The sequence below is a fragment of the Streptomyces sp. NPDC001027 genome, from assembly GCF_040299045.1.
Lineage (GTDB): Bacteria > Actinomycetota > Actinomycetes > Streptomycetales > Streptomycetaceae > Streptomyces.
Window position 1 is genome coordinate 1 of the sequence record NZ_JBEPBI010000259.1, and the last position, 10,755, is coordinate 10,755.

Here is a 10,755-nt window from a genome sequence, read left to right on the forward strand (position 1 = left end):
AAGAACGTCTGCGACGAGGGCCGGGGCGTCGGCCCGGGCGGTCAGGGCGTGTACCTGGACTTCGCCGACGCGATCGCGCGCATGGGCCGCAAGACCGTCGAGGCCCGGTACGGCAACCTCTTCGACATGTACCGGCGGATCACCGACGAGGATCCCTACGAGGTCCCGATGCGGATCTACCCGGCCGTGCACTACACGATGGGCGGACTGTGGGTCGACTACGACCTGCAGACCACCGTCCCCGGCCTGTTCGCGATCGGCGAGGCCAACTTCTCCGACCACGGAGCGAACCGCCTCGGCGCGAGCGCCCTCATGCAGGGCCTCGCCGACGGCTACTTCGTCCTCCCCGCGACCGTCAACGACTACCTCGCCCGCCACGCGCACCGCAGCGAGGTGAGCGACGAGCACCCCGCCGTCCAGGAGGCGCTGGCCGAGACGCAGGACCGCCTGAACCTGCTGCTGTCGGTGGACGGCGACCGCACCCCGGACTCCTTCCACCGCGAACTCGGCGAACTGATGTGGGAGTTCTGCGGCATGGCCCGCACGGACGCCGGTCTGCGCAAGGCACTCGCACGGATCCCGCAGATCCGCGAGGAGTTCTGGCGCCGCATCAAGGTCCCCGGCGCCGGAGCCGAGTTCAACCAGTCCCTGGAGAAGGCCAACCGGATCGTCGACTACCTGGAGCTCGCCGAGCTGATGTGCCTCGACGCCCTGCACCGCGCCGAGTCCTGCGGCGGCCACTTCCGCGAGGAGTCCCAGACGCCCGACGGCGAAGCCGCCCGCCGCGACGACGAGTTCGCCTACGCGGCCGCCTGGGAGTTCACGGGCGCCGGCCACGCGCCCACCCTGCACCGGGAAGACCTGGTCTTCGAGTACGTCCACCCCACCCAGCGGAGCTACGCATGAGGCTCACCCTGCGCGTCTGGCGGCAGCGCGACACGAATTCCGACGGCGCCATGTCCACGTACGAGGTGGACGGCATCTCGCCCGACATGTCCTTCCTGGAGATGCTCGACACGCTCAACGAGGAGCTCATCCTGCGCGGCGACGACCCGGTCGCCTTCGACCACGACTGCCGCGAGGGCATCTGCGGCGCGTGCTCGCTCGTCATCAACGGCGACGCGCACGGGCCGGAGCGCACCACCAGCTGCCAGCTGCACATGCGCTCCTTCCGGGACGGCGACACCATCGACGTCGAGCCGTGGCGGGCCGCCGCCTTCCCGGTCGTCAAGGACCTGGTCGTCGACCGCAGCGCCCTCGACCGGATCATCCAGGCCGGCGGATACGTCACCGCGCCCACCGGCGCCGCGCCCGAGGCACACGCCACGCCGGTGCCCAAGCCGGACGCCGACTTCGCCTTCGAGCACGCGGAGTGCATCGGCTGCGGGGCGTGCGTGGCCGCCTGCCCCAACGGGGCGGCGATGCTGTTCACCTCCGCCAAGGTCAACCACCTCAACGTGCTGCCGCAGGGCGCTCCCGAGCGGGAGACGCGGGTGCTGGACATGGTGGCGCAGATGGACGAGGAGGGGTTCGGCGGCTGCACCCTCGCCGGGGAGTGCGCGACGGCCTGCCCCAAGGGCATTCCGCTGATGTCCATCACCGGCATGAACAGGGAGTGGCTGCGGGCGACCCGGAAGGCTGCCAAGCGGTAGCGCCGGGCATGTGAAGCGTTCGCCGAGGGTGCGGACGGGCGGGGCCGGGAGTGGTGCTCCCCGGCCCCGTCTCGCGTCCGAACCGGACCGGCGACCCGACAGGTGAACCGGGCCTGCGACCCGACAGGTGAACCGGGCCTGCGACCCGACAGGTGAACCGGGCCTGCGACCCGACAGGCGAACCGGGCCTGCGACCCGACAGGTGAACCGACCGGTGACGGGCCGGTGAACGGGCCGGCGACCCGACCGCCGGAGCGACGGGCGCCCTCCGCACCCGTCCCCCGGCGTCGGCCCGAGCCGTTCAGCAAGCGCACATCAGCTCTCCTCGCGCCGGTCACGCCGAGGTCGGCCGGGAGCGGAAGAACAGGGGCGGCAGCACCCACGCCAGGGGGCTGCAGCCGCTGCGCCCACCCGGCCCGCGACAGGAGAGAGCCATGACCGGCGTTTCCACGCTCGACCGCCCCCAGCAGTCCACGGCACCCGTCCGCTACACCGTCACCCTGGCCCGCGACGAGGACGACGTACGGGCCGCGCAGCGGCTGCGGCACGACGTGTTCGCCGGCGAGCTGGGCGCCACGCTGGCGTCCGCCGAACCGGGCCTCGACGTCGACCCGTTCGACGCCCGCTGCGACCACCTGCTGGTGCGCGACACGCACACCGGCCAGGTCGTCGGGACCTATCGGCTGCTGCCGCCGGAGCGCGCCGCGGCCGCCGGACGCCTCTACTCGGACGGCGAGTTCGACCTCGGCGCGCTCGACGCGATCCGGCCCGGCCTGGTCGAGGTCGGCCGCTCCTGCGTGCACCCCGACCACCGCGACGGCGCGGTCATCGGCCTCATCTGGGCCGGCATCGCCCGGTACATGGTGGACCGCGGCCACGCGTGGCTGGCCGGCTGCTGCTCCGTCCCGCTGGCCGACGGCGGCGCGCTGGCGGCCGGCGTCTGGGAGCGGGTGCGTGTGAGGCACCTGGCGCCCGAGGAGTTCCGGGTGCGCCCGCTGCGGCCGTGGACGCCCTCCCCGGCCGCGTCGGCCGCCGCAGCCGGACGCACCGAGCTGCCCGCCCTGCTGCGCGGTTACGTCCGGCTGGGCGCCTGGGTGTGCGGGGAGCCCGCCCACGACCCCGACTTCAACGTCGCCGACCTGTACGTGCTGCTGCCGATGAGCCGGGTCGACCCGCGCTACCTGCGGCACTTCCTCTCGCTCGTGCCCGCCGCGTGAGCGTCTGGCTGCCGGCGGCGCCCTGCACTCCGCGGGCGTGCGTGCGAGGGACGGCGTCCCGTACGGGCGTCCCGAGGGCCGTGCTGCGGCTCACGGCGCTCGCCCTGCTGGTGCTGGCGGGGGTGGCGCTGTCGCCCCTCGGCGGGCTGATCCCGGCGGGCGCGGTGCGTCGGTGGAGCCGCGCCGTCGTCCGGGCGGCCGGGGTGCGCGTCCGGGTGACCGGCGCGAGCGCGCCGGCCGCCGGGGGAGTGCTCCTCGTCGCCAACCACATCTCCTGGCTGGACGTCCCGCTGCTGGCGGGCGTCCGCCCGGCGCGGATGCTCGCCAAGGCCGAGATCCGGCGGTGGCCGGTGGCGGGCGCGCTGGCCGCGCGCGGCGGCGTGCTGTTCATCGACCGCGACCGGCTGCGCGCCCTGCCCGCCACGGTGGAACGGATCACGCAGGTACTGCGCTCCGGCCGGGCGGTCGCCGTGTTCCCGGAGGGGAGCACCTGGTGCGGCCGGGCGCAGGGGCGCTTCCGCAGGGCGGTGTTCCAGGCCGCGCTGGACGCCGGCGCCCGCGTCCAGCCGGTGCGCATCGGCTACCGCGACGGCGGCGGGTCGGTCAGCACGGCGGCCGCCTTCGTCGGCGACGACTCCCTGCTCGCCTCGCTGTGGCGGGTGGCGTCCACCCGGGGTCTGGTGGCCGAGGTCGAGGTGCTGCCCGCCCTGGCGGCGGAGAGTCACCCGGACCGCAGGGCGCTGGCCGCGGCGGCCGGCGCCGGGGTGCTGGACGCGCCGCGTGAGCGGCTCGCGTCCGAAACGCCCGCTGCCGCCGCCCTCCGGCTCGGCCCACGTGGCCCTCGTGGCCCACGGCGGGCGGTCGGCGGCGTGCTCCGGGGAGGCGGCCGGCGGCGGACGGCCGCGCGGCGGCAGCCGGCCGTCGCGGCGATTGCCGGCAACGCGGGTACGTCCGCGCCGAGTTGATGGGATCATGACGCGTCCCGACCTCCGAGGGGAGCGCGCGTGAGCACGGATCCGGCCGGCACGTCGGTGCTGGTGACGGGCGGCAGCGGCTTCGTGGCCGCGCATCTCGTCCAGCAGCTCCTCGCCCGCGGCCACCGCGTGCACACCACCGTGCGCTCCACGGCGAACACGGCCAAGTGCGCCCCGCTGCACGCCCTCCAGGACGCCTTCCCCGGCCGCCTCGACCTCTTCGAGGCCGACCTGCTGACCGAGGGCTCCTTCGACGAGGCGATGCGGAGCTGCACGGTGGTGTTCCACGTCGCCTCACCGTTTCTGATGCCGGAGAAGATCAAGGACGGGATGCGGGACGTCGTGGAGCCCGCTCTGCGCGGCACCCGCAACGTCGTGGCGTCGATCGAGCGCACGCCGACGGTCCGCCGGCTCGTCCTCACCTCCACGGTGGGCGCGATCTTCGGCGACTACGCCGACGTACGGGAGATGGAGGGCGGGACGCTGTCGGAGAAGTACGTCAACACCACCAGCACGGTGGAGAACAACCCCTACCACTACGCCAAGACGGTCGCCGAGCAGGCGGCCTGGGAGGCCGAGGCCGCACAGCGCCGCTGGCGCATGGTCTCCCTCAACCCCGGCCTGATCCTGGGGCCTTCGCTCACCCCGTCCTCCGACTCGGGCAGCCTGTTCCTGCTGGACGAACTGTTCAAGGGCTACTTCTTCTACGGCGCCCCGGACTTCAGCTTCACCACGGTCGACGTGCGGGACGTGGCCGCGGCCCACATCGCGGCCGCCGAACACCCGGGCGCCCACGGCCGGTACATCCTCGCCGCCGAGGAGATGACCTCCTTCCACCGGATGGCGAAGATCCTCCTCGAGCAGCATCCGAGGAACCTGCGCCTGCCGCGGACGGCCCTTCCGCACTGGCCGGTCCGCGTCCTCGGCCCCGCCTTCGGCCTCTCCCAGGCCTACATCCGCAGCCACCTCGGCATCCGCTTCCGCGTCGACAACCGCAGAAGCGTCGACGAACTGGGACTCGTCTACCGCCCGATCGAGGAGACCGTGACGGACCACTACCGGGCCTGGCGGGAGCAGCGCGCCCGCCGGTGAGCGGCCCTATGCGTGCGGGAGCGCGGCCGCCGTCCGGCGCGGTGCGTCGCCGCGCTCCCGGTCGACGATCGCGGCCAGCCGCCGGAAGGACTCCAGCAGCGCGGCCCGGTCGTGGGTGCTGGTCGTCACCAGCACCTCCTGCGCGCCCGTCTCCTCGAGCACGGTCTCGAGCTGCCGGGCGACCTGCTCCTCGTCGCCGACGACGCCGCCGGTGAGCCCGGCCTCGTAGTATTCGCGCGCCTTGGCCGTCATCGGTCGCCTCTCGGCCTCCTCGGCGGGCGGCAGCGGAGGGAACGTGCCGTGGGTCCGCGCGTACGCCATGGACCAGGCCTCCGGCGCCAGCAGCCGGCGCGCGGCCTGCGTGGTCCCGGCCACCGCGACCGTCCCCGAGACGACGACGTACGGCTCCGCCGCCCATGGCGAGGGCCGAAAGCCCGCGCGGTAGCGGTCGACGACGCGCCGCATCCTCGCGCGGTCGCGGAGATCGCCCACCACCAGCGGCAGGCCCGCGCGGGCGGCGATCTCCGCGCCCTCGCCCAGTGCCAGCACGAACGGCGGCACGGTCAGGCCCTCCGACGGCCGGGCACGGACCCCCGTGGGCGAGCCGCCGGTGAACCAGTCGAGCAGTTCCCGTAGTTGCCCGGCGAAGTCGTCGGCGTCCTCCTTGTCCCGGCCCAGCGCCCTGCGCACCCCGTCGGTGAAGCCCACGGAACGACCGAGCCCCATGTCGATGCGGCCCGGGAACAGGGACTCCAGGACGCCGAACTGCTCGGCCACGACCAGCGGGCGGTGGTTGGGCAGCATCACCCCGCCGGTGCCGACGCGGATGGCGTCGGTCGCGCCGGCCACGGCGGCCGCCAGGACGGTGGGCGCGGACCCGGCGACACCCGGCACGCCGTGGTGCTCCGACACCCAGAACCGGTGGTAGCCGAGCCGCTCGGCCTCCTGCGCCAGCGCCACGGTGTCCCGCAGCGCCTGTGCGCCGGTGTGGCCCTCGCGGATGCGCGAGCGGTCGAGGACGGAGAAGCGGGCCGAGGCGATCACGGAGCTCATACAGGGTTCAACGCCTGGCGGCCCACGGGATTCCTCGGCCCCGGCGCTTCGGCTTCGGCTTCGGCCAGGGCGTCAGTCCGCGGGGTGCAGCAGGCCGCGCTCGTACGCCTTCAGCAGGCGCTGGGGGACGAGGTGACGCACACCGTCGACGGTGAACGGCGTCAGGGCCGGTGCGGTCGCCTTCCACCGGGCCCGGCGGTGGCGGGTGTTGCTGCGGGACGTCTTCCGTTTCGGAACGGCCATGGGAACCTCCTCGGTCGGCTCGCGGTGAGCTTCGAGGACGCTATATGAAAATGGTTCCCATGTGCAATTGGTGTTCGCGGTGCGGTGGAGAGGCGGTCTCGGACGGCGGTGGGGGCGGCCGCGGGGACGGTCGTGGGGGCGTCGCGGGGAGGTCGTGGGGCGGCTGGGAGCGCCCGAAGGCCGTCCCGTGGCGGCGCCTGGCTAGGGTGGACGGCGTGAACGAGAGCAGCAGTCGGCCCCTCGCCGTGTTCGACCTGGACAACACCCTCGCCGACACGGCCCACCGGCAGCGGTTCCTGGAGCGCAGGCCGCGCGACTGGGACGCGTTCTTCGCGGCCGCTCCGGACGACCCGCCGATCCCGGAAGGCGTCGCGCTGGCGCTCTCCCATGCCGAGGAGTGCGAGGTCGTCTACCTCACCGGCCGGCCCGAGCGCTGCCGGCGCGACACGCTGGAGTGGCTCGCCGCGCAGGGGCTGCCGAAGGGGCGCGTGCACATGCGCCGCAACGGCGACCGCCGGCCGGCCCGGCTCACCAAGCTGGAGATCCTGCGCGGGCTCGCCCGCGACCGGACCGTGCGCGTCCTGGTGGACGACGACGAACTGGTCTGCGTCGACGCGGAACGGGCCGGGTTCACCGTCGTGCGGGCGCGCTGGACCGCCCCTTCGGGCGAACTGCACCAGGCGCAGGAGGGCGAGGGTCGCACCTGATCCGCCCGGGGCCGGAGGCTCATGCCTGAGCGGCCCGGGCCCTAGGGTCGCAACTGGGCGGGTCCCGGTCGCTCAGTCCGTCTCGTCCAGGCGGAAGCCGACCTTCAGGCCCACCTGCCAGTGCGCGATGTCGCCGTCCTCGATCTGGCCGCGCACCTGGGTCACCTCGAACCAGTCCAGGTTGTGCAACGTCTGCGAGGCGCGGGCGAGTCCGTTGCGGACGGCCTGGTCGACGCCGTCCGGCGACGTGCCGACGATCTCCGTGACCCGGTAGGTGTGGTTCGACATCGGGGCGCTCCTCTCGATCGTGACGGCGTCGTCACGTGTGTCACGCGTCACTCCACCGTGCCCCAAGCTGCGGCGGAGCGCGAGGCGTCGGCGCGGACGGGCGCGTTCCGGGCGGATCCCCTTGACCCCCGCATTGGTCCATACCAAAATCCGGGACACCCGTTCGAGCGCCGCGCTCGTCCCCCATGTCGGGCCCCCGCCCTGTCCGCCAGACAGAACAGGACCCCCGTGCGACGTCGCCTCTTCGCCCCCCTCTGCGTGTCCGCCGCCCTCCTGACCGCCTGCGGGGTGCTGCCCGGGACGGGCGGACCCGACCGGAGCACGGTCACGGTGTGGCTGATGAAGGACAGCGCCTCGCAGGAGTTCCTGGACCGGTTCATCGCGGACTTCGAACACGACCACCCCGACCTCGACCTCGACGTCCGCATCCAGGAGTGGACCGGCGTCGGCGACAAGGTGGAGGCCGCCCTGGAGTCCGACGGCGAGAACGGGCCGGACGTCATCGAGGTGGGCAACACCCAGGTCCCCCGGTACGTCGTCGGGCGCGGGCTGCTCGACCTCACCCTGGAATCGGCGGCGAAGTGGGGCAGGGACGACTGGCTGCCCGGTCTCGCCGAACCGGGACAGCAGCGCTTCCACCAGTACGGCATCCCCTGGTACGCGGCCAACCGGGTGGTGATCTACCGCAAGGACCTCTTCGAGCAGGCCGGCGTCACCGCCCTGCCGCGCACCCGCGCCGAGTGGCTCGCAGCCACCGAGAAGCTGAACGCGGACGGCCGGCAGGGCGTCTACCTCGCCGGTCAGGACTGGTACACCCTCTCCGGGTTCATCTGGGACGAGGGCGGCGACCTCGCCACCGAGGACGGCGGGCGCTGGCAGGGCGCCCTCGACACTAAGGCCGCCCTGCGCGGCATGGACTTCTACCGGCGTCTGCAGGCGCTCGGCAGGGGACCGGTCGCCGCCGACGAGGAACATCCGCCCCAGGCAGGGGTGTTCGCCACCGGAAGGGTGGCGCAGATCGTGGCCGTGCCGGGACTGGCCCGCGCCGTGCTGGAGCAGAACCCGGCCCTGGAGGGCGAGTTGGGCTTCTTCCCGGTGCCCGGCAAGAGCGGGGACCGGCCCGGCGCCGTCTTCACCGGCGGATCCGATCTCGTCGTCCCCCGCAACACGGACGTCCGCGAGGGCGCCGTCGCCGTGGTCGCCGCGCTGACCGGCGCCGCCTGGGACACCGAGCTGGCCCGCACCATGAACTACGTGCCCAACAAGGCCAAGCTGGCCGGAGCCGTCGCCGGCGAGGAGGGCGTCGCGGCGATGGCGGCCGGGGCCGCGCAGGGCCGCGCGACCCCCAGCACGCCCGAGTGGGCCGCCGTCGAGGCGGACAACCCGATCAAGGGCTATATGACGAAGGTGCTCACCGGAGCCGACCCGGCGACCGAGGCCCGTCGCGCCGCCCGCCGGATCACCCGGGCGCTGACGGTGTCCTGACCGCGTTCCCGCCCCGTCCGTGGGCTTCCTGCCCGAGGTGGTCGCCGCGGAGCGTCTGGAGCACGTCGATCACGTCGTCCGCACGGGTGTCGGGGTTGACGAAGGCCATGCGCAGGACGGTCCTGTCGTTCCACCGGGTCGGCACGCACAGCGTGACGCCCGTCCGGGCGGCGTGCGCGGACCACGCCGCGTAGTCCCGCGCGCCCCAGCCCGGTCGTTCGAAGAGGACGACGGACAGCTCGGGTTCGGCCACCAGGCGCAGGTGGTCGCTCGCCCGGACGGCGTCGGCGACCTGCCGGCTGACGGCCAGGGTCCGCTCGACGGCCGCCGCGTAGCGGTCGGTGCCGTGGACGGCCAGGCTGAACCAGAACGGCAGGCCGCGTGCGCGGCGGCTGAGATGGAGCGCCAGGTCCGACGGGTTGTGGACGCCACGGTCGATGGCGTCGAGGTAGTGCGCGGACTGGCTGTGCGCGGCCCGTGCCGGCGCGGGGTCGCGATAGAGCAGCGCGCAGCAGTCGTACGGTGCGAACAGCCACTTGTGGGGATCGACGATGAAGCTGTCGGCGCGTTCGATGCCGGTGTAGCGGTGGCGCACGCTGGCAGCGGCCAGGCCGGCGCCGCCGTAGGCGCCGTCGACGTGCAGCCACACGGCATGGCGTTCACACGCGTCGGCGACGGAGTCGAGCTCGTCGACCAGGCCTGCGTTCGTGGTCCCGGCGGTCGCCACGACGGCGAACACCCCGTCGGCGGCGTCGAGGGCGGCGCTCACGGCGGCACCGGTGAGGCGCCCGTACCGGTCCACGGGCGCGGTGACCACCTCCACGTCCATGGTGCGCGCCGCGGACCGGATCGAGGAGTGCGCGCTGTCGGCGCACACGATCTTCCAGCCGCCGGCCGGGCGGGGCCGTTCGCAGGCGGCGCGGGCGGCGACGAGCGCGGAGAGGTTGCCCATGGTGCCGCCGCTGACGAAGCACCCCGCCGCGGTGGCGGGCCAGCCGAGCAGCCGGGTGAGCCACGCGAGCGCCTCGTTCTCGGCGTGGATGGCTCCGGCCCCGGCCTCCCAGGTCCCCGCGAAGATGTTCGCCGCGCCGGTGACGGCTTCGAAGGCGAGCGCGGCCCGGGTGGGGGCGGCGGGGATGTAGGCCAGGTTCGTCGGCCCGTTCTGGGCGCGGGTGGCGGGCGCCAGGACGCGGTCGAACAGCCCGAGCGCGGCGGCGGCGCCGATGCCGGGGCCGGTGACGGCGCCGCCGGCGGCCTCGGCCAGGTCGGCTGCGGGGCGGGCGCCCGTCACCGGATCCGGGTCCTGCCTCAGACGGTCCCAGGCATACCGCACGGCGGCCGAGACCACCTCGTCCTCGTCGCCCCACACCCGGTCCCGGGCCGGGGGGACGCTTTTCGCTGACATGCCATCGCATGGTGCTTTCTGCATGGCGGAAACCTAGAAACGGCCATCAATATGCGCAATAGGCGGCAAAGGCATTGCGCATAATGCTCAATGCCGTCCCTTTGTGTCATGGCATACTGGGCATCATGCGAAACGTGGACGCCGTCGACGCCCGCCTCCTGCTCGCGCTCGACGCGGACCCGCAGGCCACCACGGTCGCCCTGGCCGACCGGCTCGGCCTCGCCCGCAACACGGTGCAGAGCCGGCTGAAGCGGCTCGAGGAGAGCGGCCACCTCAAGGAACCCAGCCGCCGCGTCGACCCGGCCGCGCTGGGCTACCCGCTGCTCGCGCTGATCACCCTGTCGATCAGCCAGCGGGTGGGACGGCCCACCCGTGAGGGCATCCTGCGCATCCCCGAGGTCGTCGAACTCCTCGTCACCACCGGCGACGCGGACCTCCTCGCCCGGGTCGTCGCCCGCGACACCACGGACCTCCACCGCATCACCGACCGCCTGCTCGAGGTCCCCGGCGTCGTCCGCTCCAACACCGCCATCGTGCTGATGGAACTGCAGCCCCTCAGCGTGCGCCCCCTCCTGCAACGCCACACCGGCCCCTGACCCACGCCGGGGCCGGGGCCGGGGCAGAACCGACGAGCACACC

At 73.8% G+C, this 10,755-nt stretch carries 12 protein-coding genes; 8 read left to right on the top strand and 4 right to left on the bottom strand.

The genetic code is table 11. The features are described 5' to 3' along the window. The 5 genes from ABT300_RS36870 to ABT300_RS36890 form a co-directional block, all read left to right on the top strand. A partial coding sequence (locus ABT300_RS36870; protein ID WP_351685473.1) for an FAD-binding protein occupies nucleotides 1–906 on the top strand: 906 nt, incomplete at its 5' end. Then, nucleotides 903–1,652 (top strand): succinate dehydrogenase/fumarate reductase iron-sulfur subunit, encoded by a 750-nt coding sequence (locus ABT300_RS36875; protein ID WP_351685476.1) that lies wholly within the window; start codon nucleotides 903–905, stop codon nucleotides 1,650–1,652. The genes ABT300_RS36870 and ABT300_RS36875, both read left to right, overlap by 4 nt. A 434-nt stretch (nucleotides 1,653–2,086) precedes the next feature. Further along, complete coding sequence (locus ABT300_RS36880) at nucleotides 2,087–2,869, top strand: GNAT family N-acetyltransferase (protein WP_351685478.1); 783 nt, start codon at nucleotides 2,087–2,089, stop codon at nucleotides 2,867–2,869. Further along, complete coding sequence (locus ABT300_RS36885) at nucleotides 2,866–3,834, top strand: lysophospholipid acyltransferase family protein (protein WP_351685480.1); 969 nt, start codon at nucleotides 2,866–2,868, stop codon at nucleotides 3,832–3,834. The genes ABT300_RS36880 and ABT300_RS36885 overlap by 4 nt, the downstream gene beginning before the upstream one ends. 39 nt (nucleotides 3,835–3,873) lie before the next feature. Further along, on the top strand, nucleotides 3,874–4,935 hold the full coding sequence (locus tag ABT300_RS36890) for an NAD-dependent epimerase/dehydratase family protein (protein WP_351685483.1): 1,062 nt from the start codon (nucleotides 3,874–3,876) through the stop codon (nucleotides 4,933–4,935). Between the two features lie 6 nt (nucleotides 4,936–4,941). Here the strand turns inward: ABT300_RS36890 and ABT300_RS36895 are convergent, their stop codons facing one another. Both ABT300_RS36895 and rpmF read right to left on the bottom strand, forming a co-directional pair. Further along, nucleotides 4,942–5,988 (bottom strand): LLM class flavin-dependent oxidoreductase, encoded by a 1,047-nt coding sequence (locus ABT300_RS36895; protein ID WP_351685486.1) that lies wholly within the window; start codon nucleotides 5,986–5,988, stop codon nucleotides 4,942–4,944. A 72-nt stretch (nucleotides 5,989–6,060) separates the two neighbouring features. After that, on the bottom strand, nucleotides 6,061–6,231 hold the full coding sequence (rpmF, locus tag ABT300_RS36900) for a 50S ribosomal protein L32 (protein ID WP_351685489.1): 171 nt from the start codon (nucleotides 6,229–6,231) through the stop codon (nucleotides 6,061–6,063). Between the two features lie 215 nt (nucleotides 6,232–6,446). On the opposite strand from rpmF, the gene ABT300_RS36905 reads away from it, so the two are divergent. Beyond that, a complete protein-coding gene (locus tag ABT300_RS36905) occupies nucleotides 6,447–6,938 on the top strand; it encodes a phosphatase domain-containing protein (RefSeq protein WP_351685491.1) in 492 nt (163 codons plus the stop codon). A gap of 72 nt (nucleotides 6,939–7,010) precedes the next feature. On the opposite strand, the gene ABT300_RS36910 is transcribed toward ABT300_RS36905, so the two are convergent. Continuing rightward, nucleotides 7,011–7,226 (bottom strand): dodecin, encoded by a 216-nt coding sequence (locus ABT300_RS36910; protein ID WP_351685494.1) that lies wholly within the window; start codon nucleotides 7,224–7,226, stop codon nucleotides 7,011–7,013. A gap of 228 nt (nucleotides 7,227–7,454) precedes the next feature. Between ABT300_RS36910 and ABT300_RS36915 the strand changes: the two genes are divergently transcribed. Then, complete coding sequence (locus tag ABT300_RS36915; protein ID WP_351685496.1) at nucleotides 7,455–8,711, top strand: extracellular solute-binding protein; 1,257 nt, start codon at nucleotides 7,455–7,457, stop codon at nucleotides 8,709–8,711. Here ABT300_RS36915 and ABT300_RS36920 read toward each other — a convergent pair. Beyond that, the gene (locus ABT300_RS36920; RefSeq protein WP_351685498.1) at nucleotides 8,686–10,116 is read right to left on the bottom strand and encodes a pyridoxal phosphate-dependent decarboxylase family protein; all 1,431 of its coding nucleotides are present in this window, start codon (nucleotides 10,114–10,116) and stop codon (nucleotides 8,686–8,688) included. The two genes, ABT300_RS36915 and ABT300_RS36920, sit on opposite strands and share 26 nt — an antisense overlap. A 125-nt stretch (nucleotides 10,117–10,241) precedes the next feature. On the opposite strand from ABT300_RS36920, the gene ABT300_RS36925 reads away from it, so the two are divergent. Then, nucleotides 10,242–10,712: an Lrp/AsnC family transcriptional regulator gene (locus ABT300_RS36925; protein WP_351685500.1), complete on the top strand. Its 471-nt coding sequence runs from the start codon at nucleotides 10,242–10,244 to the stop codon at nucleotides 10,710–10,712. Nucleotides 10,713–10,755: the final 43 nt, after the last annotated feature.

What these genes read in the sequence shown, in the direction of transcription:
- ABT300_RS36875 (WP_351685476.1), top strand. Translation starts at nt 903, where the DNA reads ATGAGGCTCACCCTGCGCGTCTGGCGGCAGCGCGACACGAATTCCGAC.
- ABT300_RS36910 (WP_351685494.1), bottom strand. Translation starts at nt 7,226, where the DNA reads ATGTCGAACCACACCTACCGGGTCACGGAGATCGTCGGCACGTCGCCG.
- ABT300_RS36925 (WP_351685500.1), top strand. Translation starts at nt 10,242, where the DNA reads ATGCGAAACGTGGACGCCGTCGACGCCCGCCTCCTGCTCGCGCTCGAC.
- ABT300_RS36920 (WP_351685498.1), bottom strand. Translation starts at nt 10,116, where the DNA reads ATGTCAGCGAAAAGCGTCCCCCCGGCCCGGGACCGGGTGTGGGGCGAC.
- ABT300_RS36895 (WP_351685486.1), bottom strand. Translation starts at nt 5,988, where the DNA reads ATGAGCTCCGTGATCGCCTCGGCCCGCTTCTCCGTCCTCGACCGCTCG.
- rpmF (WP_351685489.1), bottom strand. Translation starts at nt 6,231, where the DNA reads ATGGCCGTTCCGAAACGGAAGACGTCCCGCAGCAACACCCGCCACCGC.
- ABT300_RS36880 (WP_351685478.1), top strand. Translation starts at nt 2,087, where the DNA reads ATGACCGGCGTTTCCACGCTCGACCGCCCCCAGCAGTCCACGGCACCC.